The sequence below is a fragment of the Capnocytophaga canis genome, from assembly GCF_043187445.1.
GTDB classification, from domain to species: domain Bacteria; phylum Bacteroidota; class Bacteroidia; order Flavobacteriales; family Flavobacteriaceae; genus Capnocytophaga; species Capnocytophaga canis.
The window spans coordinates 89,217-114,880 of sequence record NZ_CP171121.1; the positions used below are offsets into that span (position 1 = coordinate 89,217).

The window sequence follows — 25,664 nt, forward strand, 5'->3', positions numbered from 1 at the left end:
GTATTCTAAATAATGTTCTGAGGAAGAATTCTTCCTTACAGAATCATTACACTATTTTTTCAAACAAACATATCAAAAGATTTATATGCGAAATATTCTTTATCTTTTGACTTTCAGCTGTATGGCTATTGGTTTCGGACAAGAAAAATTACATCTGAAAGTTGAAGATAGTAAAGAAAAACAACCTTTGGTAGGTGCTGTAATTCATTTTTTAGGAAAACATTACGTCACTAACCTTGAAGGAGAAGTTGCTATACTTAACTTAAAAAAAGGAACATTCCCTATTAGAGTTACGTATTTAGGATTTGAGGAGTATCAAGGTAAAGTGACCTTTCCTACAACTAATTCGCTAGTGGTTATATCCATGATAGAAAGCCTGAATGAACTCTCGGAGGTTATCATATCTTCCTCTTATCAGAGAGTACATCGCAATACAGTCACGGGAGTATTGACCAAGAATGATTTAGAGAAACAATCTGGAGAGTCACTTGCCAAAATGCTCAGTTCTGTGCAAGGTGTTTCGATGATACAAAGCGGAGCTACCATCGCAAAACCCGTAATCCATGGGCTACATAGCAATCGCGTACTGATACTTAATAATGGTATTCGGCAAGAAGGACAGCAATGGGGAGCAGATCATGCTCCTGAAATTGATCCTTCAATGGCAAATCGGATAACTGTTGTTAAGGGTGCGGATGCTGTTCGTTATGGTTCGGATGCTTTGGGAGGAGTTATTTTGCTATCCTCAAGTAAACTTCCGTATGGAGATAATCTGCATGGAGAAGTATCTCCTTCGTTTTCATCTAACGGACGACGAACAACAACTTCTGCAAAGTTAGAAGGAACTGTTCCAAAGGTTCCGCTATGGGCGTGGCGAGTACAGGGAACATTAAAACGTGCTGGGGATATTAAAACCGCTGATTATTATCTTAATAATACAGGAGTTCGTGAAGAAAATTTTTCTCTGGAAACAGGATGGGAGAAGGAACTATGGGGAATAGAGGCTTTTTATAGTCAATATAATAATGAGTCTGGTGTATTCTATGGTTCTCACATTGGAAACTTAGAAGATTTACAAACGCGTTTTCAAGTGGGTCGTCCTTTGACTACTTATCCATTTTCCTATGAGGTAAATGCTCCAAAACAAAAGGTAAGACATCATTTGGCAAAGGCAAAAGCTTATGTTTTTCTTCCTTTTGGAGGTAAATTAACAGCTCAGTATGCTTTCCAAGATAATATCCGACATGAATACAGTGTCCGGCGATTGGAACGCAGTCGTATTCCTGCTTTGGACATGCACTTAGCAACTCACTCGCTTGATATTTCTTGGGAAAATATGTACGGGAAGTGGAAAAGTCAGTTAGGATTAACTGCTTTAAGTCAAGAGAATTATAACAAACCAGGTACGGGAATTACCCCCGTCATTCCTAATTTTGCTTCTGTTGGATATGGAGCTTTTGCTATTCAAAAGTATGTTGAAAAGCGTTGGGAAGCAGAAACAGGAGTTCGGTATGATTATAAAACATTGAATGCTGATGGTTACGGATTGTTCGGACAACGTTATGGAGGGAATCGTACATTTAATAACTTGACGTATCTTATAGGAGGAAGTTATAAACCAACTGACTTTTGGTCTGTAACATCTAATATAGGAGTTGCTTGGCGTTCCCCTCATGTTAGTGAGCTTTACAGTAATGGGCTTCATCACGGAGCAGGAACTTTTGATATTGGAGATGGTTCACTTACATCCGAAAGAGGTGGAAAGTGGATTACTTCGGTAAAATATCAAAAAGAAAAATTCTCTGCCGAAGTTGATTTGTTTGTTCAGTTAATTCAAAATTACATCTATGATGCTCCAACGGGAAAAACACGAACTTTATTTTCGGGAGTATTTCCTATCTTTCAATATCAGCAATCCGATGCTTTTTTCAGAGGAGCTGATTTGGAAATTGGATACCAATTTTTACCTTCATGGAAATATCGTTTAAAGGCTTCGGTAGTTTACGCTAATGAAATTAAAACAGGCCGATACTTTCCGTTTATTCCTTCAGAGCGTTTTTCACAAGAAGTTTCATTTGAGTTACCTGACACAGGCATTTGGAAAAATGTATATTTTTCTGCAAAACATCAATTTGTTAATAAACAAACTCGTTTTGACTCATCACAAGAATTGGTAAGCTCTACGCCTGATGCTTATAACCTATTTGATATTGGTTTTGGCGTTAAACTACCTTTAGGAAATCAATCGCTTGATGTACATATGTCTGCTGAAAATATATTGAACCAACTATATAAAGAATACACGAATAGATTTCGATACTATGCACATGATTTAGGTAGAAATATTCAATTACGTATAGTATATTCTTTTTAGTAAGATATAACTAAAAGCAAAAAATGTACAAGAGAAAATTTATTATATGAAATAAATTATTTCCCTAAAGGGATGAAACATTTCCCCAAAGAGATGAAACATTTCCCTAAAGGGATGAAGTATTTCCCTAAAGGGATGAAGCATTTCCCTAAAGGGATGAAGCATTTCCCTAAAGGGACAAAGCATTTCCCTAAAGGGACGAAACATTTCCCTAAAGGGATGAAACATTTCCCTAAAGGGACGAAGTATTTATATAATGATTTAATATGTTTTATATATTGAAAAAATAAAATTTCATATAGATAACAGTTTATTTAAAGTAAAAAGACAAAAAAATAATTTAATAACAAATAAAAAAAAGATTAAATGATGAAAAATATATTTAGAATAAGTTTTTTAGCAACTATTTTAATTATTATGTCATCTTGTACAAAAGATGAACAACTTCAAAAACCTGATTTAGAAAAAGAGTTTGATATAACGGAACATTTCATAGCAGGTACCATTGGTGATAAGAATAAATCGGTATATGTGATAAACTTTTTAGAAAAAGGGAAAGCCGTATTTTTAAATTCCTCACAAGAGTTAATTGGTAATTACACTCTCACAAAAGACAGTCTTATTTTTGAGATAAAAAGTGATTCAAATTATCGAATTGCAAAATTTGCTCTGAATGATAAGAAACAAGTTACTTCAGCATACTATCGAGCTTTGAAAAAAGTCTACCCTGCTACTGCAACTTTAGTTTCTATTCCTGAAGAAAACCAATTGGTCGGAAAAGTTTTTAAAGGAGAAGAGTATAAGTTTGGGGAATCTTTCCGTCCTGTTTTTCATTACAAGTTTGATGAAAAAGGTACTCATTATGGTTCCGGAGTTGATGTAAATGCTGTTACACCTAATAAGAAACTAGAACTTATTAATAATTGTGTTTTCCGATTTAAAGATACAGGAATTTCAGAAATAGGATATTTTGTAGGAAATACTCTTACAGTTTTCAGATATCAAGGACTATACTATTTCGGAGAATATGAACTACAAAAATAATTATTTATTAACCCTAAAAATCAATTTAAAATGAAGAAAATAAAAAATATACTATCAGTAACAACTTTAATTGCTTTACAAATACTTTTTGTTAGTTGCCAAAAAGACAATAAAGATTTACCTGTGGAGGAACCAAAAGTAGAAAACCTTGAAATAGGTTACGAAAATGGTAAGAAAGCATATACAGAAAGTGATCTACATTTGGAAGCTAACATCACAGCTGAAGGAACAATTAAAAGTGTTCGAGTACAAATCACTCCAAAAGAAGCAGGAGGTTCTTGGTTTGTAGACAGAACTTATACAAAAGGATTTACAGGAAATAAAGAAGCAAATTTACACGAACATTATGATGTTCCTAAAAGAGCAAAAGAAGGAATATATGATGTAGTTATCATCGTAACGGATGCAAAAGGAAATAAAACCGTTGTAGAAGATGTTTTGACCATCGAACGTGATCCTTCTTTGCCGATAGTTACTGAAAAAAGTAGTTCATATGATAATGACGTGCTGAATATTAAGGCAAAGGTTTCTGCACCTAATAAATTAGCCAGTATTCATGTACGAGTGAGAGGTATTGAAGAAACCTACACAGATGAAGATTTGGTAGGAAAGACTTCGTATGATCTTAATAAGGATATTAATGTATCATCACTTGCCAAAGGTCACTATCACTTTTTTGTAACTATTACTGATCAAGTAGGAAAAAAGTTTACATACGAAGGTCATTTTGATAAAAAATAGTCACATTTTAAAAACTTCGTCAAAATACGCTGAAAGTTTTGGCGAAGTTTTACAAACAAAAAGAGAAAAGATATTCAATTAGAAATATCTTGAAAAAAGAAAATAACATAATATAATACAAAAATAATGAAACACTTTTTAAAGTTTAGCATAGCATCGTTTCTGGTTATAGTAGGAACGTCTTGCTCAAAAAATGCCCCAGAACCTCATCCAGAAGGAGAACACGAGGCAACAGCTAAGATGGAAGTTATTTTTACTGAAGGACACACCCATCATGGAAATAAATTTTATGGAGATGAAGAAATAAAGGAGCTGAAATATCTAAAAAAAATACAAAAGATAACCTTTATCCTTGAGGAAAATAAATTGAATATGGAAGGAGCGCCAGTACGATTAAAAAAAGGAAAACACTATGGCGTTGAAATAATACATTACAATGCTGAAGGAAAACGTATCAACAGTGAATTTATTTCGGATACAGAAGCTCGTATCCATCAACATTTTTTTATGATGGAAGAAGCTAAAACTACAGATGGACGCCCTACTCCAACAATGAATCAGGTGTTAGAATATACTTATCGTGACACTAATCCTGAAGACAAATACATCAATGAAAAGGGAGTAAAACTATTGAAAAGAACGTGGGACGCTAAAAATCCAACAGAAAATGATCCAATAGGTTTAAAGGGATTTTTTTATGTTAAGGAAAACTACATGACTTTTATGTTGAGAATCACGTTAGCTCATTTCACGGGCATTGGTAAAACAAAACTCAAAGAGGATGGAAGCTTGTATGCTTTTAATGAATTACCGAGCGGTAGTCGATTCTATGAAGCGGACGTAAATGTAAGAATTCCTGTCCGTATTTACACCGAAGAACAGTCTCCTGATTCAGTTTTCAAGGCAGATGCTGCCAAAGAATTTGGCGTTACGGAAGATGAAATTCAGAAAGATTTAGACCATATTGCAAGGCACAAACACGAAGAGGGGCATTCCCACCGAGGAATTCACTTATAAAAAAATGGTTTTAAACAGATAAAAAATAGGCTGTCCTTTTCGGACAGCCTATTTGCTTTGTTTATATCTTCTTCAATTGTTGTTGCATCATTTTGATCTGCTCCGTCATCATGTTTTGCTTGTCGAGCTTTTTAGCCTCGGTTAGTAATTCTTGAGCTTCTCGTTTTCTGCGTTTCTGCATCATAATTCCCGCCAAACTTAATTTTGCCATGGCTACATCATAACTCATATTCAATCCTAATTGTAAGGCTTTTCGGAAATATTTTTCAGCCTGAGAAAGATTGATTTGGGAGTAAATAATCCCATGTAAATAATGGTAGTAACCTTGTTGTTTTCTGATTAAAGCTGTCTCAGGGTCTACAATCTTGCTTAGCCATTTTTGAGTTCCTTGAAAGTCTTGCTTACGCAATCTAAAAAACGCCAATAGTAAAAACTCATTACGGAAGTAGAGCAACACAGGAATTGCAGCTAAAAAAATTAAAGCGATACCATTCCCAATATTTCCTTGCGTAAACTGATAGATAGCATAAGCGAAAATTAATACGGCCAAAATTATTTTGACATATCTATGTTGTATGTATTTCATTATAAATATTTTTTTAAGGTTTGCAAAAGTAGTAATTTATTGTGGTATAATAAAATTTATTTCCCATCTCTATCGACTTTGATTCGCTCCGAACGATTTGCCAGTTCCCATGCCAAGGCAAAAATGAGTTTGGTTCGTTGAGTCATTGCAGGAAAGTCAATTTTATCAACGGTATCTGTAGGTTGATGATAATCAGGATGTACACCATTGAAAAAGAAGACAGAAGGGATTCCGTTTTTAGCAAAATTGTAGTGATCAGAGCGATAGTAAATCTGCCAAGGGTCGTTACGGTCATCGTACTTATAATCTAAGTTCAATTGAGTGTATTTTTTGTTTACAGCCTCATTAATTTTATGTAAATCAGAGCTAAGTCTGTCAGCACCGATTACATAAATGTAATTGTTATCGGTATGCAAATCATCGACACGTCCAATCATATCAATATTAATATTAGCCACAGTATTTTCAAGCGGATACAATGGATTTTTAGCGTAATAGCTTGAACCAAAAAGCCCAATTTCTTCGGCAGTAACTAACAAAAAGAGTATGGAACGTTTGGGAGCGTGTCCTTTTTTCTTAGCCTCATTAAATACCCTTGCAATTTCCATCACAGCAACCGTTCCAGAACCATTGTCGTCAGCTCCGTTAAAAATATTACCTTTTTGTGTTCCTATGTGGTCATAATGTGCTGATACAACGATGATTTCTTCAGGTTTTTCGCTTCCTTCAATGAATGCCCAAATGTTATCGGAATCCCCAAAACGATTTTTAATAAATGATTTCGGTACGGTTTGAAACCATCCTTTTGCTTTGGGTGGATAGTTAATACCTTCTTTTTCAAAGTATTTTACAATATAGTCGGCAGCCTTCTTCTGCCCCTCACTACCCGTCATACGCCCTTCCATTTCATCAGAAGCAATGACTTCCAAGGTTTCACGTAAGCGTCGTTCTGAGATTTCATTGATTTGACTGTCAATTGATAATTTGCTCAAATTATTCGAAATTTCCTTTTGAGCAGTACACCCGAATGCTAAAATCGAAATAAATGCGATGCACGTTTTTTTCATTTTTTATAGATTTTTTTGTAAGGGACAAAAGTAACGATTCTTATGCTGAAAATCAAACTTTTTGTTTATGAACGAAAAAATAGTAATTTTGTGGGTTGAACCTACAGTTGAGCAATAACGTTTCGATATCAAAATGAAATCAAGAATTATTTTTAAAATTATATCAGGATACGTACTGTTAATCAGTGTTTCGTTCATCACGGGATACATTATTTACAATCAAATTCAAAAGCTAACTTTTTTGGAAGAAGAAGGCATTTATGAACGACGTAAAGTTCTAAAAATAAGCAAAATACTCACTTTAATGAACGAAACTGAAAGTGCTGGAAAAATTGCTATCCGAACCGATGATGAAGAGGCTTTGAACTTTTTTTTAGACCGAAATTATGCCTTGCAAGACTCCATCATAAAATTTAAAAAAGAAGTTAAAAACAGTTCGTATGTTTCTTTGTTTGATTCAGTGCAAATTTTATTGGAATTAAAAAGCGAAAATTTGCAAGAACTTAAAATTTTACAAAGCAGTGATAGTTCATCCGTAATCATCCGCAATGCTATTGAAAAATTATCAAGTTTGGAACCCACATTGGGATATTTCCTATTGAACGACAATGCAATAGCCAAAAAAAAACGGACAGCATCGAAGTCACAACAAACCTTATCAACAGGAACCTCTTACGCCTCTATCATTCAGAAATATAAAAACATTAAAATTCCTCCAACACGCAGTCAGCAAAAATTTGACAACACGGTGTTAGAAACCTTACAGTTACTCAACAAAGTACATGAAGAAACCATCAAATATAAAGATCAACAAAGTGAAAAAATTCATACACTTTGGCATACTGACAATCTTTTATCGGATAAATTACATCAGTTACTTTCTGATATTGAAGATAATATACTCAAAAGTGCTCAAGAGTTCAACGAACAACGACAGGCTGTTTTTGAAAAAAGCCGTTCTTTTTTAACAATATCATACGTTATAGCTCTTTTACTAATGGTGGTATTTTCATTCATCGTTATCAATGATTTTTGGAAAATACAACGTATACGTCAGAAATTAGAGGTAGCAAACTTAAAAAATAAACGACTTTTAAAAAGCCGCGAACAACTCATCTCAATGGTAAGTCATGATCTTCGTACTCCGTTGAGTTCCATTATAGGATACACTGAATTACTTGATAATCAAAGTACAAATGAAAAAACAAAAAATTATCTGTCAAATATCAAACATGCCTCTGATTATATCACTAAATTGGTAGATGAATTATTAGACTATTCCAAAATTGAAGCAGGGAAAATTAGCTTAGAAAAAGTCCCGTTGAACGTTTCAGAACTCATTGAAGAAGTTGCGACAAATATATATTCCATCCATAAATCGAAGCCTGTTGAACTAATATTTAATTTTTCTGAAAACGTTCAATATCAATGGTTTTCAAGCGACCCTTATCGTATTAAACAAATCCTTTACAACTTGATTTCAAATGCTTTCAAATTTACTGATAAAGGACAAATACGCATTACAACCACTGAAAAACAGATAGATAACAGCAAATTCGAAATTTCAATTTCAGTATCGGATACAGGAATAGGTATCAAAAAAGAACAACAAGCACATATTTTCGACGAATTTACACAAGCCAATCAAGAGGTATCAAAACAATATGGCGGATCTGGTTTAGGATTACATATTTCTCAAAAATTGGCACAACTCTTAAAAGGAAATATCACGCTCGAAAGTCAAGAAAACAAAGGAAGTACATTCACATTGACGTTCGTTACCAGTAAAATTTCAGAACAATCTTTACAAGCAGACACTGTTGTTGAAATGTCTGAAAAAGCAATTGATGATATCAACATTGTTATTATTGACGATGACACGAATATTTTGTCACTTATGAAAGAACTTTGCAAACAGAAAAATATTGGGGTTTTTGTGTTTGACAACAGTAAAGACGCCATTACTAACATGGAAACCCTAAATTTTGACTTGGTGATTACAGATATTCAATTACCAGAAATGAATGGGTTTCACTTTGTTACACTTTTCAATGAAAAGTACGGTAAGAGCATCCCTGTACTTGCCATTACAGGACGTAAAGATGTGCCAAATGACTTCTATGTACAAAGTGGATTCTCAGGAGTGTTACACAAACCTTTTTCACCTACCCAGTTCTACGAAAAGCTGCAAGAGTTCTTTCCAAGGATAAACACACAAACATCTCCATCTATCCTTACAAATGATAAAACATACAAAATCAATTCATTAGAAGATTTTATGGGAGATGATAAAGAGCAAATTATTACCATCTACAAAAATTTTTGTAAGGATACTTTTGAAAATATAGCGACTCTAAAATCTTGTTCCGATACTCAGGATTACGAAAAAATACGAGCCATTGCTCACAAAATGTTGACTATGTTCGGACAAATCCAAGCGACTCGCGAGGTGATATTGCTACGACAATTGGAAGAAATTTTCGAAGAAAATCCTGCAGAAATAAATCTCAAAATACAGGAAATAGAACGTTTATTTATTCATGATTGTAAACCTGCTATTGACCAATATTGCGAACAGTTGTTGCAAGATTCATAAAAAGATAAAAGCATAATTGTATAATTCGAGCCAAAATTTTATTTTTGCACATCGAACATCCAGATATTCCCTACAAGGAATGAAGTTAATACGCATATCGAAATGAATATTTTACTAAAATCAGCCGTTGTCATTGACCCAAAGAGTGTTTTTCACCAAAAAACAAATGATATCCTAATTACTAACGGAGTTATTACCCGAATAGCTCCTAACTTATCTACTGAAAAAGTGGATACTGTCATCGAAAATGTATATGTTTCATCGGGATGGGCAGACAGCAGTGTTTGTTTTGGAGAGCCAGGATATGAGGAGCGTGAAACTTTAACAAACGGAATGCAAACAGCTGCAAAAAGTGGTTTTACACATGTGCTAATAAACCCTGCAACAAATCCTATAACCGATACAAAGTCAGCTGTTTTATATCTGAAAAATGAAACAAAAAACGAGTTAACTACAGCACATCCCATCGGTGCTTTAACACAAGGAAGCAAAGGAGAAGTACTCGCCGAATTGTTCGATATGAAAAACGGAGGGGCGGTAGCATTTGGGGACTACAAAAAAGCTATTAGTAATAACAATCTATTGAAAATAGCGTTGCAATACACACAAGTCTTTGACGGAATTGTAATTTCATTTCCGAATGACAGCAAAATAATGGGAAAAGGTGTTGTGAATGAACACATTTCAGCCACTAAACTTGGTTTAAAAGGCATTCCTGCATTGGCAGAGGAATTATGTGTGGCTCGTGACTTAGCAGTATTAGAGTATGCGGGTGGAAAATTACATATACCGACGATATCATCCAAAAAATCAGTGGTAATGATTCGGGAAGCTAAGTCCAAAGGATTAGACGTAACTTGCAGTGTAGCAATTCATAACATTCATTTTGATGATAGTGTACTGACGAGTTTTGACACGAACTTTAAGGTGTTACCTCCATTGCGAGATATGGAAACGGTAGTCGCTTTGCGAGAAGCTCTCAACGATGGAACTATTGATTTTATAACCTCAGACCATTTTCCATTAGACATTGAATGTAAATTTAAAGAGTTTGATCATGCTTCCTATGGAACAATTGGCTTGGAGACGATTTTCGGAATTTTAAATCAATACGTCCCTTTAGAAAAAGCTGTTGAACTACTTACCGCTGCTCGTCAACGATTTGGAATTGAAACCCATCCCATTGCAGAAAACCAACAAGCTGACATCACAATATTTAGAACAGATGAAACTTATCTATTTGAAAATAAGCATATTTTATCAAGTTCTCATAATTCCGCTTTCTTAGGAGAAACCCTTCAAGGAAAAGTTATTGGATGTATTGCTAATGGCAAAGCAGTGATCAACGAGGTTAATTAGATTCCTTATTGTTACAATAATGACCTAAATTAGCATGAACAATCCAGAAGTTTTACATACACCCATTGCTTATCTGAAAGGAGTTGGTTCACAACGAGCTGATTTATTGTCAAGTGAACTAGGAATATTTCAATTTCAGGATTTACTTAATTTATTTCCTTATCGGTATATAGACCGTACTAAATTCTACAAAATCAACGAACTTTACGTTAATAATACTACTGAAGTACAAATAATTGGAAAAATTGTACATATAAAAACAGTAAGCTCAAACGCCTCAAAAAATGCAGATCGTTTGGTGGCAACCTTTGTGGACGACACAGGAAGCATTGAATTAGTTTGGTTCAAGGGTGTAAAATGGATTCGGGACTCCCTGAAAATCAATGAGCCTTACGTAATTTTCGGGAAAACAAATGTTTTCAATGGAGCGTTTTCGATGCCACATCCTGAAATGGATTTGGTAACCGATTATAACAAAACTATGGGAAACAGTATTCAACCTGTCTACCCTTCTACCGAAAAATTAGTAAAGCGAGGCATAACAAACAAGGTCATCCGTCAGCTGATTTTACATATTTTTGAACAAGTAGGTGATGTTTTTTACGAAAATTTACCCGAAAATATCCTTAACTCCTTGAATTTAATATCCAAAAAAGAGGCTCTACACAATATTCACTTTCCAAAAAACCAAGAATTACTAAGTAGGGCTACCTTACGACTCAAGTTTGAAGAACTATTTTATATTCAAATACAACTGGTTCAGAAAAATTTTCTACATAAACAAAAAATAAAAGGATTTCCATTTGAAAAAGTAGGAAAATATTTTATGGACTTCTATAATAACCATCTACCATTTCCTCTCACCAACGCACAGAAGAGAGTTTTAAAAGAAATTCGAAAAGATATGGGTTCCTACTCACAGATGAATAGACTGTTGCAAGGTGATGTAGGATCAGGAAAAACCATTGTTGCCCTAATGTCAATGTTGTTAGCTGTGGATAATGGTTTTCAAGCGTGTTTAGTAGCTCCAACTGAAATTTTAGCAAATCAACACTATCTGGGAATCAGCGAATTATTAAAGAAAACGAACATTAAAGTAGCTCTATTGACAGGTTCGTCCAAAACTTCAGAGCGTAAAACCATCACCGAAACATTGAGAAACGGCGAACTCTCTATATTAATAGGTACACATGCTATTTTTGAAGATAAGGTAATTTTCAATAACTTAGGATTAGCAATCATCGATGAGCAACATCGTTTTGGAGTGGCACAACGTTCCAAAGTATGGCAAAAAAATTACATACCTCCTCATATTTTGGTAATGACAGCTACTCCAATTCCACGTACATTAGCTATGAGTGTATATGGTGATTTAGACATATCCGTAATTGATGAACTCCCACCAGGACGAAAGCCGATTAAAACTATACACTACTATGAAAATAAACGGGCTGAAGTGTACGAATTCATCAAAAAGGAAATCGATAAAGGACGACAGGTTTACATTGTTTATCCTCTTATTGAAGAATCAGAATCTGTTGATTTTAAAAATCTTACAGAAGGATATGAACTAATTTCATCCATATTTCCTTTACCAAAATACAAAGTTTCTATCGTCCATGGAAAATTGAAGCCTTCTGAAAAGGATGCAGAAATGGAGCGTTTCGTTCGAGGTGAAACTCAATTAATGGTAGCAACAACAGTAATCGAAGTGGGGGTAAATGTACCAAACGCTTCCGTAATGGTCATTGAAAGTGCGGAGCGTTTTGGACTATCGCAGTTACATCAGCTACGTGGACGTGTCGGACGTGGTAGCGAACATAGTTTTTGTATCTTAATGACAGGAGAAAAGTTAAGTAGTGATTCTAAAACACGTATGCAAACGATGGTGAACACCAATGATGGATTTGAAATTGCCGAAGTAGATCTACGATTACGAGGGCCAGGTGATTTGATGGGGACTCAACAAAGTGGTGTACTTAACCTAAAAATCGCAGACATTGTAAAGGATCAATCCATCTTGAAAGCTTCTCGTTATCAAGCAATCGATTTACTCAGGAGCGACCCTTACATTCAAAAAAACGAAAATAGAATGGTAGCATACACGCTGACACAATTACACAAGTACAAAAATATTTGGACGCATATCAGTTAGAATAATAGTTTTAAAATAGACAATGTGATGAAAGTCAATGTGGTAAAAAAGCAGTATTTTTTACCACATTGACTTTTTTTAAGAATATCCAATCTTGAAGATATAACAAAAAAAGGAGAACTTCTCTTTGAAATTCTCCTTTTTTCGAATAATATGAACACTTACTTGGAAGTCAAACGAACATCTACACGTCTGTTTTTTGCTTTACACTCAGGTGTGTCATTTTCAGGACAAATAGGATGTTCTGAACCATAACCTGCAGAACTAAGTTGTGAAGGATTTACCCCCAAAGCTATCAATTTAGCTTTTACAACCTCAGCTCTTTTAGCTGATAATTCTATATTTTTTTCATTATTTCCTGAATTGTCAGTGTACCCACCTATACGAAGTCCTGCTTTATGGAAAGTATTGAAAATCATAGCGATATTTTTCAATTGCTCTTCCGATTCTTCGATAAGTTCATCACTTCCTGATTTAAAAAAAACACGATCCAACGTAATCCAGTTTTGTTTTGAGTCTCTTTCTACATCGAAATTTTCATCCAATAAAAGATTTACTATTTTTCTTTCTGAAGAATTTATTCCTACATTTATTGCTGAAATTTCAGACAACTGCAAAGGAGTGATTTCCCCTACGTTGTATTTGTAATTTCCGTAAGCATCTAACAAGCCTTCGTCCAAATTACTTGTAGTAACATCTTGCTTATTTTCGATTTCAGTTACAGGAACATTTTTTTCCATAACTTTATTTTCAGCTACCACAGTAGTAGTGTGTCCCCCGAGTATAGGAGCAATAACCAAACCTACCAGACAGGTTAGTTTTATTAAAATATTCATCGAAGGTCCTGAGGTATCTTTGAAAGGGTCTCCTACAGTATCTCCCGTAACGGCTGCTTTATGAGCATCTGAACCTTTTTTCTCAATTTTCCCATTGATTTCAACACCTGCTTCGAATGATTTTTTAGCGTTATCCCAAGCTCCTCCAGCATTATTTTGGAAAATAGCCCAAAGCACCCCTGAAACAGCTACTCCTGCCATATATGCCCCTAAGGCCTCTGCCCCCATTACAAATCCTATAACGATAGGCGTGATAATTGTAATAGCTCCAGGAAGCATCATTTCACGAAGAGCTGCTTTGGTTGATATATCCACGCATTTTCCGTATTCAGGTGTTCCTGTTCCTTCCATAATTCCTGGAATTTCACGGAACTGACGGCGAACTTCTTGTACCATATCCATTGCAGCCTTTCCTACTGATTGCATAGCTAAAGCGGAGAATACTACTGGAATCATACCTCCAATAAACAAAGCTGCCAATACATCTGCCTTAAATATATTAATTCCGTCGATTCCTGTAAAAGTTACGTAAGCTGCAAACAACGCCAATGCCGTAAGTGCAGCTGAAGCAATAGCAAATCCTTTACCAACCGCAGCTGTAGTATTTCCTACTGAGTCTAAAATATCAGTGCGTTGGCGTACTTCTTTTGGTAATTCACTCATTTCTGCAATACCTCCTGCATTGTCTGCAATAGGCCCAAAAGCATCAATAGCCAACTGCATAGCCGTAGTAGCCATCATTGCTGAGGCTGCAATCGCAACACCATAGAAACCAGCTAATTCATATGACCCCCAAATTGCCACAGCAAACAATAGCACTGATGAAAAAGTAGATTTCATACCCGTGGCCAAACCTGCGATGATGTTGGTAGCCGCTCCAGTTGAAGAGTTTTGAACTATATTCAAAACAGGTTTTTTACCTAATGCCGTAAAATGTTCAGTAAAGGCAGAAATCAACAATCCTACAGCCAAACCTACTACGGTTGCAAAAAACACATTACTACTTGCAATTTCCTTAACCCCTTCTCCAAAGAATTTCATTTGAATAGTATCTGGAAGCATTATATCAATCAAAAACCAACAAGATATGAGGGTCAATGCTAATGCTACATAGTTCCCCATGTTCAACGATTGCTGTACTTGTTTTTCTTTCGCCTCATTATTTTTAATACTTACGAAGAATGTTCCAATGATAGAAGCTATGATTCCAACTCCTGCAATCACAAGAGGGAGTAAAATAGGCCCTAATCCATTGAAATTATCAGTATAAGCTATGCCAGTAGCTTCTGAAATATCCTTGATAATGTAGTTACCAAGTACCATTGAAGCCAAAACAGTTGCAACATAGGAACCAAAGAGGTCAGCTCCCATACCTGCCACATCACCTACGTTATCACCTACGTTATCAGCAATAGTAGCTGGGTTTCGAGGATCATCTTCGGGAATTCCAGCTTCTACTTTACCCACAAGGTCAGCCCCTACGTCCGCCGCTTTAGTGTAGATACCTCCACCCACACGAGCAAATAACGCAATAGACTCAGCTCCTAATGAAAATCCAGCTAAAGCCTCTAAAACGATAGTCATTTCATTGTAGAAATTACCTCCTTCGGTGATGAATATGTTTATAAAAATCAAGAAGAACAAACTAAGCCCCAAAACAGCTAAACCTGCTACTCCTAAGCCCATTACTGTTCCTCCGCCGAAAGAAATTTTTAATGCTTTTGGCAAACTGGTACGAGCAGCTTCTGTAGTGCGTACGTTGGATTTAGTAGCTATTCGCATACCTATGTTTCCCGCTAAAGCAGAAAATAACGCTCCAAAAACAAAAGCAACCACAATGAGCCAGTGCGAAGTTTCAACCATCCGGGAAACCACAAAAAGAGCTACAGATGCAATGATAACGAAAATAGCCAAAATACGATACTCCGCATTCAAGAAAGCCATTGCTCCTTCTTGAATTTTTTCAGAAATACTTTTCATTCGTTCCGTGCCTGTGGTTTGCTTGTTAATCCACAATGACTTGGAAATCATAAACAACAGCCCTACAATTGCCAGAGCTAAAGGAAGATAAATTATGTATTTTTCCATATAAAAATAAATTACTAAAAAATTGATTGTTTATGGGGGTAAAAATACTATTTTAAAATCAAATTGAAAAGAAAATCTTAAATTTTAACATTATCTCGAAAGTATATGGAAAGCATTTCAGAATCTTTTATCTAACATCTACCAGTGTAAATCTTATCTAATAATTTGATTATTAATAAATTCTTATTTTAATTTTCAATAAAATATATTCACTTATATTAGCAAAAAGACATGAAAATAGAAGGTTATAAAGCAAAGATTGGAAAATAATTTTCAAAAAAAACATACATTCATTTTGAAATTTTCATTATGTAACTTTATACAAGCTATTATAAAAATACAAATATCAAATAATTCTATGAAATGAAAGTAAATAAAGAAAAGGCTATTAGGAAAAAACCTAACAACCTTTTCGTTCAATGAGTATGGATAATTTTAATTTGCTGCAAACAAACGAGCGAAGAAACTTTTACGTTTCGATAGTTCACCTCGTTCTTCACTGAAAATATCATCAGAAATTTCTTCAGTGGTAATGCTCTTATCGCCTCCTTCATGTTCAAAACGAATGTCTTTATTATTTTCATCCATGATGTCCATAATAAATTCTATGTATGATTTGCCATGCTTTTCTAGGAATCCTTTGAAGTAACGGTTACTCAATTCCATACCTCCGATCTTCTCTAACTTTAATAAAGTCTGATAAAGAGGCTCTATATGTTCCTTAATCACATGTTCAGGTACAGATCTTCGTCTTGCCATGATGCTAACAACCTCACCTAAGATATTTCTTCCTACCTCAAAATCTGTAATCACCCAATAGTATTTTCCTGTTTTGGTCAAATTTTTGATAATAGCGTGAAAATTTCTACCCGCATTAATATTATCCCAAGTGATTTTAAAAATGATTTTAGGCATATCAGGATGGCGAATAATGTTGTGTGGTTTACCCAACAGCTCAGAAGGAGTATATTCGCAAACATCCAAAAACGTTTGATTCACATCGGTAATAGTACCGAATTTATCAGTGGTGCTGACAATCGTCCTTGTTTTATCCCAAGCAATCTCCTCATTAACAGGAGTTGGTCTATTTACTTGCTCTGACATAATTTTTTCTTTTATAATCCGATACAAATGTACAAAAATATATTCAGAATATAAAAAATTAAATTACTAAAAAACGAAAGAGAAAAATATTTTTTTGTTGCAACATATTTTTTTGAATTATTCAACTGATTATCAGTAAACAAAAAAAACTATCTAAAAAGTTTTTTTAGATAGTTTTTATAATTTTACGCATTGATGTAAGCTCTTAACATCCAAATCGTTTTCTCTTGCTCAGGAATAAATCCACCTACCAAACCTATGGTTCCTTCATCTTCTGCTTCATTACAAGTTTCTAACAAACCTCGTTCAAACTTCAATAATTCAGCTAAGTTATTGATAACCAATTTAACTGCCTCAACATCATCGGAAACATCTTTTCCAACAGTAATTGTTGAATGTTTAACGTATGCCTCCAATGTATGTAAAGGTGTAAATCCTAAGGTTAAAATGCGCTCTGCAATCTCATCGATTTGGGATTGCACTCCATCATAGAGTTCCTCAAATTTCTCGTGAAGTACAAAAAAATTCTTTCCTTTGATATTCCAATGCAAACCTCTCAAATTTTGATAATAAGTTTGGAAATTTGCTAATAAAACGTTCAATTCATTGGCTACTTTTTCTGCTTTTGACTTTTCAAGTCCTAATACATTATAATTCATAATCCTTTTTATTTACATTTTGATTTCTGTTGCAAAGGTAGTGTTATTTATTTTTGAAAACATACTTTCTCTATTGATTTTTTTTATATTGATATAGAGGAACCCATATTAGATAATATGTGATTTGATTGTTTCTATTGCTTTTTGTACTCCTGAAGATGCTTTCTGTGCTATTACTGTCAGCTGTTTATTAGACTGAATCTGTGGAAATGGATCTACATAGTACACGGGAGTTTTTGGTTGCGTATAGTGTATCAATCCTGCGGCGGGATAGACTTGCAGTGAGGTTCCTACAATCAGGAAAATATCAGCAGTTTCCACCTGCTCAATCGCTTTTGTTATTAAAGGAACATCTTCTCCAAACCAAACAATATGCGGACGCAATTGCACTCCCGATGGACTCAAATCTCCGAGAAGAATATCGTCCTGACAGTCGAAAATCTCTGCATCATTATCTACGCCTCTTGATTTTAATAGTTCTCCATGGAGATGTATGACATTGGAACTTCCTGCTCGTTCGTGCAAATCATCTACGTTTTGTGTAATAATTACAACATCATACTCATTTTCTAACTGAACTAACAACTGATGTGCTTTGTTAGGTTTAACTTCTTTAAGCTGTCGTCTACGTTGGTTATAAAACTCCAATACCAATGAAGGATTTTTAGAAAAACCCTCGGGAGATGCTACTTCCATCACATCATGTCCTTCCCATAAACCATTGGCATCACGAAACGTTCTGATACCGCTTTCCTCGCTGATACCTGCTCCTGTGAGTACGACAATTTTCTTCTTCATTATAAAGATTACTGATTTTTTTCTTTTACCTTATTGATGTATTCCTTCAATTCCTTGCCGTATTTTGCGGCTGTAATCTCTGGGGTAAGTGCATTATATACTGAATCTAAGTATTTTACGTTCGTATCAGGCACATCTGTCAGTACAATATAGGGAGCGACGTGTGAGTCGCCATGGGTTATCGCAAAATTCAACGCATACAAATGTCTTCTTAACTGATTCTTTTCTATGATTTTAGCTAATGAATCTGCCTTTGGTTGATATCCCTCCTTAATTGATTTTAATTGTATCTCCAACAATTCCAAGTTGCGTATATTAAATTTACGAATGTTCTTTGAATACTCTTCCCATAATTTTTGACTTTCCGAACCTTCAATTTTAGCATGAATGTCAAAAAGTTCATGTTTACTATTAATTGTAATGGTAGTTGGTTCTCCAAAAAAGGCCAAACGATCACCAAAAGTCTGGTCTTGGTTTTTTCCTAAATCTAAAAAAATATAAAATATTTCAGGAGATAATATTTCTTTTTTAAATGTAAATTCTCCGCTTCCTTTGGCTTCGACAGAATCTATATTTACGAGTTTCTCACCATCAAATTGTTGTAAGAAAATTGTTCCCTTTTTGAGTCCTTCAACATTTCCTTGAACAATCATTGTTTTCTCGTTACCTCCTGAATTTGAGCAACCTATGGCTAACAGCACACCAATTAAAAAGATTATTTTTTTCATATACATATAAAAATTTAAACACTTATTATCAACTCATAACACCTTGTGTAACAGACACATACTCCATCAAGAAAGCAGAAAGCATTGCAGCGTACGTCCCTACAATATATCCTAAAACAGCTAAAAGTACGCCTACCGTTGCCAACGAAGGATGAAATGCTGATGCCACTACAGGAGCCGAAGCAGCCCCTCCTATATTTGCTTTACTTCCCACAGCCAAGAAAAAAAGTGGAGCTCGAATAATTTTCGCTACAATGAACATCAACCCTACATGAACCGCCATCCAAATTATTCCAACAAGAAGCAATCCTAAGTTATCAAAAATTTTAGTCAGATCCATTTTCATACCGATGGTTGCCACCAGAATATAGATGAATACGCTACCTAACTTACTTGCTCCTGCTCCTTCGTAATTCTTTGCTTTTGTGAAAGATAATGCTAAACCAATTAAAGTAGCAAAGGTTATCATCCAAAAGAATTTATCTCCAAAAAAAGAAAGAGCACTGGTTTTATCTCCAATCACATGAAATTTATTTTTTAAAAAATCGGTAAGAAAATCAGCTCCAAAATGCGAAAGACCTACTCCTCCAAAAGTAATTCCTAACATGATTTTGTAGTCAGTCAACATTGGTATTTTCTTTGTCTTCTCACTAAAAGTGATTACTTTTTGTTTTAACTCTTCAATAGACGAATTATCGGCCTTGAGCCATTTATCTATTTTTTGAGAACGAGCAATGAAAAACAATAGAAAAGCCATCCAAATGTTAGCCACTACAATATCCACAAGCACCATAGCTCCGTATTTTTCAGGATTATATTGGTATATTTCAAGCATAGCAGCCTGATTAGCACCACCGCCAATCCAACTCCCTGCCAAGGTGGACAATCCTCTCCAAACAGCATCAAAACCCGCACCACCAACAGCCTCGGGCATGATCAATGACACTATCAAAATAGCGATAGGCCCTCCAATAACAACTCCTATCGTTCCTGCAAAAAACATAACGAGAGCCTTAGATCCCAAACGAAAAACTGATTTTAAATCAACACTTAGGGTCATCAAGATTAAAGTCGCAGGTAACAGATATCGACTTGAAACAAAATAAAGATTCGAATTCTTGCTGGAAATGATTCCTACAGAATTAACTATAGCGGGAAGCATGTAACACATCAATAAGGCTGGAAAAATAGTATAAAATATTTTCCAAAACCTTGTTTTTAAAGAAGATGTGTAAAAAACTATTCCCAAACATACCATTAGCACACCTAAAACAATAGCATCATTTTGAAAAGGTAATTCCATCGGCTTTTTATTTTTGTGGCGAAGATACCATTTTTTTGGTTTTTGACAAACTTTCTCACAACTATCCAGAAGTAAAGTCTCTTTTACGATGTTTTTTGAGCAAAATCCTGTAAAAACTGAGCTGTAAAACTTTTCGTATCTTTAGCTACTTCTTCGGGAGTTCCAAAGGCTACTAATTGACCGCCACCTTTACCACCCTCATAACCAATATCAATGATATAATCAACTTTCTTGATAACATCTATGTTGTGTTCAATAACCAAAACGGTATTTCCTTTATCAACCAATTTATCAAGAACTTGCAAAAGCACGTTTACATCCTCAAAATGCAATCCTGTGGTAGGTTCATCTAATATATAGAAGGTGTTTCCAGTATCTTTTTTGGATAGTTCGGTTGCTAATTTTACTCGCTGAGCCTCACCTCCGGAGAGGGTAGTTGATTGCTGTCCTAAGGTGATATATCCCAAGCCAACCTCTTCAATGGTTTTTAGTTTTCGGTAAATTTTGGGAATATTTTCAAAGAAAATGACAGCTTCGGCAATGGTCATATCCAATACATCAGCTATGGATTTCCCTTTGTAACGTACTTCTAAAGTTTCGCGATTGAAACGCTTTCCTTTACAAGTCTCGCACTCAACATATACGTCGGGAAGAAAATTCATTTCAATAACTTTAAGTCCTGATCCTTCACAGGTTTCACAACGTCCTCCTTTAACGTTAAAACTAAAACGCCCTGGTTTATAACCACGAATCATCGCTTCGGGGGTTTGTGTGAAGAGAGTACGTATTTCACTAAAAACTCCTGTGTAAGTCGCTGGATTGGAACGAGGTGTGCGTCCAATGGGCGACTGATCAATGGCAATTACCTTATCGATATGTTCCAAGCCTTCTATTTTTTTGTAAGGCATCGGTTTTTTTACGGCATTGAAAAAATGAGCGTTCAAAATCGGGTAAAGTGTTTCATTAATTAGGGTTGATTTACCACTTCCCGAAACTCCTGTAACACCAATCATCATCCCCAAAGGAAAAGTTACCGTAATATTTTTTAAGTTATTCCCTGAACATTCACTTAAAATCAATGACTTGCCATTTCCTTTACGTCGTTTTTCTGGGATATGAATTTGTTTTCGGCGACTGATATAATCGGCAGTGGTGGTTTTGGCATCCATCATCTGCTGAGGAGTTCCTTCAAAAATGATCTGTCCGCCGTCTTTTCCTGCTTTTGGCCCAATATCAACCACATAGTCGGCTTCTAAAATCATCTCTTCGTCATGCTCAACCACAATGACTGAGTTTCCAATGTCGCGTAGAGATTTTAATGAATTAATTAGCCGCTGATTATCTCGCTGATGTAGGCCGATGCTTGGCTCGTCCAAAATGTACAAAACTCCCGTAAGTTGCGACCCTATTTGTGTTGCTAAACGAATGCGTTGCGATTCTCCTCCTGACAAGGATTTGGAACTGCGATTGAGCGACAAATAGGTCAAACCGACATCTACTAAAAACTGTAACCTATTTGAAATTTCCTTAATGATTTCTGAGGCTATCTGCAACTGCCTTTTAGTTAATTTTTTAGGAAGATTCTCGAACCATGCCAACAACTCTAAAATGTCCATTGCGGACAGTTCAGCTATGTTTTTTTCGTTCACTTTAAAGAATAAAGCCTCCTTTCGGATACGCGTTCCGTTACACTCTCCACAGGGGAGTGTATCCATAAATTCAAATGCCCAACGTTTAATCGAAACGGAATCTGAATTTTCATACTGATCGGCGATGAATTTCACAATCCCCTCAAAATCAAACTCAAACTCACGAGTGATCCCCAACACATCTGACTTTATAGCATATTTATCCTTTCCACCATTAAGGATAATATCCATCGCCTCTTGAGGTAAACTCTCGACAGCATCGGACATTTTCGCTCCAAATTTCTGTAAAATGAGTTCTAACTGCTTAAAAATCCACGTATTTTTTTGTTCCCCAATAGCGACAATAGCTCCATTTTTTATGGATATTTTTGGATCGGGGATAATTTTTCGTTGATTTACCTCATGCACTTCACCCAAACCATTGCAATGTGGACACATTCCCTTAGGAGAATTGAACGAAAAAGTATTCGGCTCGGGCATGGGATAGGAAACTCCCGTTGTAGGACACATCAAATTACGGCTAAAGTACTGTATTTTATTATCTTGATGTTCTAAAACCATCAATACGCCATCTCCGTAGTGCATGGCAGTCTTTATGGTTTCTTGGAGTCTTTTCTCGGTAGTTTCATCATTGCTTATGGAAAGCCTATCTATCACGATTTCAATATCATGAGTTTTGTAACGATCAAGTTTCATTCCCTTTTGAAGGTCAAGAATCTCGCCATTAACACGCACCTTTACGAATCCTTGTTTGGCGATTTGCTCAAAAAGTTCACGATAATGCCCTTTTCGGGATTGTACCACAGGAGATAAAATACTGATTTTGTTTCCTTTATAATGTTCAATAATCAGTTCCTGAATCTGAGCGTCGCTGTAGCTGACCATTTTTTCACCCGTAGCATAGCTATACGCATCAGAAGCTCTGGCGAAAAGTAATCGCAAAAAATCATATATCTCAGTGATTGTTCCAACAGTGGAACGTGGTGATTTTGAAGTAGTTTTCTGTTCAATGGCAATCACAGGCGAAAGTCCATCAATCTTATCAACATCGGGACGTTCCAACCCTCCCAAAAACTGACGCGCATATGCAGAAAAGGTTTCGATATACCTACGTTGTCCCTCCGCATAAATAGTATCAAACGCCAATGAGGATTTCCCACTACCTGAAAGCCCTGTAATGACAACTAATTGCTCACGAGGAATGCTGATGTCTATATTTTTAAGGTTATGCACCCTCGCTCCTTTTACTTCTATTTTATCTTCCATTCACCGAAAAAGTTAAGGGGACAAAGATAGTGATTTTTTCTGTTATGACAGATGGTAAAATTCTTAATATTTGGCTGTTTTTTTTCATATACAACTCTTAGATTATAAATGTATAAAAACATTTTTTGGAAACTATTCGGAAAGTTAAAAGCATAAAGCAGTCATTGATTTTCTATATTAAACACCTTTTTTAACACAAATTTTAACATATTATTTTTGTTTAATAGAAATAAACAATTAACTTTGCATTAATTATCAAAATAAATATTACCATGAAGTTTTTAAAATTTTGCTTATTAGCTATTGGGATGATAGCTCTAAGCGGTTACGGTATTGTGAAATACGTCAAATCTGATGTAAGATTTACTAATTTTTTATCCGACACAGAGGTGTCAGCAACTCCAATTATTTTTGATTTGTGCCATTGTGATGGAGATAAATGTAAGAAAAGAACACCTAATCAGAATTATATCGAATGTGGAATATCTGATTGTGATGAAGGGTGTGCTGAATTTGAAAAAGCAACGGGAAAATGTGCTAATTCAGGAGGAGGAGATACCGTAAGTTCAGAAATTAATTAACATTTACCAAGAGGAGCTGATTATTTACTTGAATCATCGTAAACTATATGTTTTGAAAATTCACAATTTTCATCTCCTCTTTTTTGGAAAAACACAATGAGTATGAGATATTTACTATTCCTATCCCTTTTATTATTATTCGGTTGCCAATCAACATCGGAGGGCAATGAACCTAATTCACGAGAATTTTATAATACGGTGGATATTTCAAAGAAAGAAGATATTCAATATCATTCTTTTACGTTAGACACACTGAAGATGAACCCCGAAGGAACATCCTATGTCGGAAAATTTTTGATGTGGAAAGATACACTCTATTTCGTAGACGAACGCTTTTCCTATATTTTTCAATTTACGAATGAAGGGGAATTTGTACAGCGACACGCAGGAAAAGGAAGAGGACCTAATGAAGTATTTTACATCGATTATCTGACATTTGGTGAAGACGAATTCGCTACGATGAATGGAAACAATTGGGCAATTGACATATTCGACACTCAATTTCAAAAAAAGAAATTTTTTAGGATAGACAACAACAGTACAAGAACCTACGAAGAATTATGGCACGAACCTATGGTTACATTGGCAGATTCGTACAGTTTTGACTGCGTTAGACCTAATACCTTCAAACGATGGGATGAGGACAGAGTGGTTTGTTCTATTTTTTCAAAACACGCATTCTTGAATGGATACAGCACATCAGAAAAGTCAGAATTATACTATAACTACGCACGTTGTTTCGGAATCATAAATTTAAGAACAGGAAAGTTTGAGAAAATTTTAGGTAGACACTCTCCCGTATATTTATCTCAACAAAACATCCCTAATTTTCAATATTTAAACTATGATACCTATGAAAAAATAGATGATGTATATATCAATTTTTGGCCTGATCCTGACATTTATCTTTACAGTAAACAAGAGGATAAAATCAAAGGAAAATTTGGAAAGGCAGGACGGGACATGAAAACAGATTATCGCCGTACCAACACCTCTGAGGAAGGTCATAAGAATTGGAAAAGCGATTATGCAACGTATGGTTACTACACGTTTTTAAAATATTTCCCTGAAAAACAGCTGATTTTCAGAGGTTATTCTAAAGGTAAAGGTGCAACAAACCATGGATTGCAAATTTACAAAAACCATCAATTGATAGCAGATTTAGACGTACCTAAAGGATTTGAAATTATAGGATATTCCAACGGTATGTTCTACGGCGTCACGCCACAAGACCCTGATATAGATTTTTTAATAGTTTATAAAGTTAAATTTTCGTAATGAGATACATATATTTCTTTATTGTCTTATTTTTATTAATCTCCTGCCAAGAGAAAAAAACAAAAACAGGCTCTGTAAAACAGGCTTCAAACTCTGTTGAATATGAGGTATCGGCGGGTGTTTTAGAACCCAAAAGAAATCGCATTAAAATTCAAAACGTTAAAAAAGGAGAGCGTTTGGTTCAAAGATTCATTCTTTCAAACACGGGAACTGAAATGGTTCGCATTTTAGGAAATGACGCTTCATGCAATTGTACAGAAGTGCTAATTTCCAAAAAAGAAATTCAACCAACTGATACGATTTCTGTTCAAATGATTGTTGAAACCTCTGACAAAGAAGTAGGTAACCACAATGTTAATACGGTTTTAACTACCAACGGAAAGCAGAAATTCTATAATTTAGAAATTGATTTTACTGTCGTAACCAATGATTAAT

Annotated in this window: 20 protein-coding genes; 11 read left to right on the forward strand and 9 right to left on the reverse strand. The window is 35.1% G+C overall.

Translation table 11 applies throughout. From position 1 onward, the window contains the following. Positions 1 to 85: 85 nt before the first annotated feature. The 5 genes from ACF3OB_RS00400 to ACF3OB_RS00420 all read left to right on the forward strand — a co-directional run bounded on the left by ACF3OB_RS00400 (position 86) and on the right by ACF3OB_RS00420 (position 5,176). A complete protein-coding gene (locus ACF3OB_RS00400) occupies positions 86 to 2,374 on the forward strand; it encodes a TonB-dependent receptor (protein WP_392447851.1) in 2,289 nt (762 codons plus the stop codon). Between the two features lie 72 nt (positions 2,375 to 2,446). Next, positions 2,447 to 2,656, forward strand: a complete 210-nt coding sequence (locus tag ACF3OB_RS00405) for a hypothetical protein (protein WP_392447852.1) — start codon at positions 2,447 to 2,449, stop codon at positions 2,654 to 2,656. An 84-nt stretch (positions 2,657 to 2,740) separates the two neighbouring features. Further along, positions 2,741 to 3,418 (forward strand): hypothetical protein, encoded by a 678-nt coding sequence (locus ACF3OB_RS00410; RefSeq protein WP_392447854.1) that lies wholly within the window; start codon positions 2,741 to 2,743, stop codon positions 3,416 to 3,418. 30 nt (positions 3,419 to 3,448) lie between these two features. Then, entirely contained in the window at positions 3,449 to 4,159 is a 711-nt protein-coding gene (locus tag ACF3OB_RS00415; RefSeq protein ID WP_392447857.1) for a DUF4625 domain-containing protein, read from the forward strand. Positions 4,160 to 4,285: 126 nt separating this feature from the next. After that, a complete protein-coding gene (locus tag ACF3OB_RS00420; protein WP_095893103.1) occupies positions 4,286 to 5,176 on the forward strand; it encodes a hypothetical protein in 891 nt (296 codons plus the stop codon). 61 nt (positions 5,177 to 5,237) lie between these two features. Here ACF3OB_RS00420 and ACF3OB_RS00425 read toward each other — a convergent pair whose 3' ends face one another. Together ACF3OB_RS00425 and ACF3OB_RS00430 are read right to left on the reverse strand one after the other, a co-directional pair. Then, on the reverse strand, positions 5,238 to 5,762 hold the full coding sequence (locus ACF3OB_RS00425; protein ID WP_042009213.1) for a hypothetical protein: 525 nt from the start codon (positions 5,760 to 5,762) through the stop codon (positions 5,238 to 5,240). Between the two features lie 56 nt (positions 5,763 to 5,818). Further along, on the reverse strand, positions 5,819 to 6,829 hold the full coding sequence (locus ACF3OB_RS00430; RefSeq protein ID WP_042343145.1) for a M28 family metallopeptidase: 1,011 nt from the start codon (positions 6,827 to 6,829) through the stop codon (positions 5,819 to 5,821). Between the two features lie 133 nt (positions 6,830 to 6,962). On the opposite strand from ACF3OB_RS00430, the gene ACF3OB_RS00435 reads away from it, so the two are divergent. From ACF3OB_RS00435 to recG, 3 genes are all read left to right on the forward strand, one after another. After that, on the forward strand, positions 6,963 to 9,425 hold the full coding sequence (locus ACF3OB_RS00435) for a hybrid sensor histidine kinase/response regulator (protein ID WP_392447860.1): 2,463 nt from the start codon (positions 6,963 to 6,965) through the stop codon (positions 9,423 to 9,425). 102 nt (positions 9,426 to 9,527) lie between these two features. Further along, positions 9,528 to 10,784, forward strand: coding sequence for a dihydroorotase family protein (locus ACF3OB_RS00440; RefSeq protein WP_212895467.1), 1,257 nt, complete (start codon positions 9,528 to 9,530; stop codon positions 10,782 to 10,784). Positions 10,785 to 10,818: 34 nt separating this feature from the next. Next, complete coding sequence (recG, locus tag ACF3OB_RS00445; RefSeq protein WP_042009222.1) at positions 10,819 to 12,939, forward strand: ATP-dependent DNA helicase RecG; 2,121 nt, start codon at positions 10,819 to 10,821, stop codon at positions 12,937 to 12,939. Between the two features lie 161 nt (positions 12,940 to 13,100). On the opposite strand, the gene ACF3OB_RS00450 is transcribed toward recG, so the two are convergent. The 7 genes from ACF3OB_RS00450 to uvrA form a co-directional block, all read right to left on the reverse strand. Continuing rightward, the gene (locus ACF3OB_RS00450) at positions 13,101 to 15,863 is read right to left on the reverse strand and encodes a sodium-translocating pyrophosphatase (protein ID WP_095893099.1); all 2,763 of its coding nucleotides are present in this window, start codon (positions 15,861 to 15,863) and stop codon (positions 13,101 to 13,103) included. Positions 15,864 to 16,298: 435 nt separating this feature from the next. Then, the gene (locus ACF3OB_RS00455; RefSeq protein ID WP_042005977.1) at positions 16,299 to 16,967 is read right to left on the reverse strand and encodes a PAS domain-containing protein; all 669 of its coding nucleotides are present in this window, start codon (positions 16,965 to 16,967) and stop codon (positions 16,299 to 16,301) included. Positions 16,968 to 17,152: 185 nt separating this feature from the next. Further along, positions 17,153 to 17,626, reverse strand: coding sequence for a Dps family protein (locus ACF3OB_RS00460; protein ID WP_042005975.1), 474 nt, complete (start codon positions 17,624 to 17,626; stop codon positions 17,153 to 17,155). A 108-nt stretch (positions 17,627 to 17,734) separates the two neighbouring features. Beyond that, the gene (locus ACF3OB_RS00465; RefSeq protein WP_095893098.1) at positions 17,735 to 18,427 is read right to left on the reverse strand and encodes an SIR2 family NAD-dependent protein deacylase; all 693 of its coding nucleotides are present in this window, start codon (positions 18,425 to 18,427) and stop codon (positions 17,735 to 17,737) included. 5 nt (positions 18,428 to 18,432) lie between these two features. After that, the gene (locus tag ACF3OB_RS00470) at positions 18,433 to 19,152 is read right to left on the reverse strand and encodes a DUF4369 domain-containing protein (RefSeq protein WP_042343159.1); all 720 of its coding nucleotides are present in this window, start codon (positions 19,150 to 19,152) and stop codon (positions 18,433 to 18,435) included. Positions 19,153 to 19,180: 28 nt separating this feature from the next. After that, the gene (locus tag ACF3OB_RS00475) at positions 19,181 to 20,455 is read right to left on the reverse strand and encodes a DUF819 domain-containing protein (RefSeq protein WP_392447863.1); all 1,275 of its coding nucleotides are present in this window, start codon (positions 20,453 to 20,455) and stop codon (positions 19,181 to 19,183) included. A gap of 83 nt (positions 20,456 to 20,538) precedes the next feature. Beyond that, complete coding sequence (gene uvrA / locus ACF3OB_RS00480; RefSeq protein ID WP_095893096.1) at positions 20,539 to 23,370, reverse strand: excinuclease ABC subunit UvrA; 2,832 nt, start codon at positions 23,368 to 23,370, stop codon at positions 20,539 to 20,541. Positions 23,371 to 23,642: 272 nt separating this feature from the next. Here uvrA and ACF3OB_RS00485 point away from each other — a divergent pair, with 272 nt between their 5' ends. The 3 genes from ACF3OB_RS00485 (at position 23,643) to ACF3OB_RS00495 (ending at position 25,663) form a co-directional block, all read left to right on the forward strand. Next, positions 23,643 to 23,951, forward strand: a complete 309-nt coding sequence (locus tag ACF3OB_RS00485) for a hypothetical protein (protein WP_392447866.1) — start codon at positions 23,643 to 23,645, stop codon at positions 23,949 to 23,951. A gap of 102 nt (positions 23,952 to 24,053) precedes the next feature. Next, entirely contained in the window at positions 24,054 to 25,229 is a 1,176-nt protein-coding gene (locus ACF3OB_RS00490; protein WP_392447869.1) for a hypothetical protein, read from the forward strand. Then, positions 25,229 to 25,663, forward strand: coding sequence for a DUF1573 domain-containing protein (locus tag ACF3OB_RS00495; RefSeq protein ID WP_392447870.1), 435 nt, complete (start codon positions 25,229 to 25,231; stop codon positions 25,661 to 25,663). Before ACF3OB_RS00490 ends, ACF3OB_RS00495 begins: the two co-directional genes overlap by 1 nt. Position 25,664: the final 1 nt, after the last annotated feature.

Coding starts and splice junctions, on each gene's coding strand:
- ACF3OB_RS00400 (WP_392447851.1), top strand. CDS start 86: ATGCGAAATATTCTTTATCTTTTGACTTTCAGCTGTATGGCTATTGGT.
- ACF3OB_RS00405 (WP_392447852.1), top strand. CDS start 2,447: ATGAAACATTTCCCCAAAGAGATGAAACATTTCCCTAAAGGGATGAAG.
- ACF3OB_RS00410 (WP_392447854.1), top strand. CDS start 2,741: ATGATGAAAAATATATTTAGAATAAGTTTTTTAGCAACTATTTTAATT.
- ACF3OB_RS00415 (WP_392447857.1), top strand. CDS start 3,449: ATGAAGAAAATAAAAAATATACTATCAGTAACAACTTTAATTGCTTTA.
- ACF3OB_RS00420 (WP_095893103.1), top strand. CDS start 4,286: ATGAAACACTTTTTAAAGTTTAGCATAGCATCGTTTCTGGTTATAGTA.
- ACF3OB_RS00425 (WP_042009213.1), bottom strand. CDS start 5,762: ATGAAATACATACAACATAGATATGTCAAAATAATTTTGGCCGTATTA.
- ACF3OB_RS00430 (WP_042343145.1), bottom strand. CDS start 6,829: ATGAAAAAAACGTGCATCGCATTTATTTCGATTTTAGCATTCGGGTGT.
- ACF3OB_RS00435 (WP_392447860.1), top strand. CDS start 6,963: ATGAAATCAAGAATTATTTTTAAAATTATATCAGGATACGTACTGTTA.
- ACF3OB_RS00440 (WP_212895467.1), top strand. CDS start 9,528: ATGAATATTTTACTAAAATCAGCCGTTGTCATTGACCCAAAGAGTGTT.
- recG (WP_042009222.1), top strand. CDS start 10,819: ATGAACAATCCAGAAGTTTTACATACACCCATTGCTTATCTGAAAGGA.
- ACF3OB_RS00450 (WP_095893099.1), bottom strand. CDS start 15,863: ATGGAAAAATACATAATTTATCTTCCTTTAGCTCTGGCAATTGTAGGG.
- ACF3OB_RS00455 (WP_042005977.1), bottom strand. CDS start 16,967: ATGTCAGAGCAAGTAAATAGACCAACTCCTGTTAATGAGGAGATTGCT.
- ACF3OB_RS00460 (WP_042005975.1), bottom strand. CDS start 17,626: ATGAATTATAATGTATTAGGACTTGAAAAGTCAAAAGCAGAAAAAGTA.
- ACF3OB_RS00470 (WP_042343159.1), bottom strand. CDS start 19,152: ATGAAAAAAATAATCTTTTTAATTGGTGTGCTGTTAGCCATAGGTTGC.
- ACF3OB_RS00475 (WP_392447863.1), bottom strand. CDS start 20,455: ATGGAATTACCTTTTCAAAATGATGCTATTGTTTTAGGTGTGCTAATG.
- uvrA (WP_095893096.1), bottom strand. CDS start 23,370: ATGGAAGATAAAATAGAAGTAAAAGGAGCGAGGGTGCATAACCTTAAA.
- ACF3OB_RS00485 (WP_392447866.1), top strand. CDS start 23,643: ATGAAGTTTTTAAAATTTTGCTTATTAGCTATTGGGATGATAGCTCTA.
- ACF3OB_RS00490 (WP_392447869.1), top strand. CDS start 24,054: ATGAGATATTTACTATTCCTATCCCTTTTATTATTATTCGGTTGCCAA.
- ACF3OB_RS00495 (WP_392447870.1), top strand. CDS start 25,229: ATGAGATACATATATTTCTTTATTGTCTTATTTTTATTAATCTCCTGC.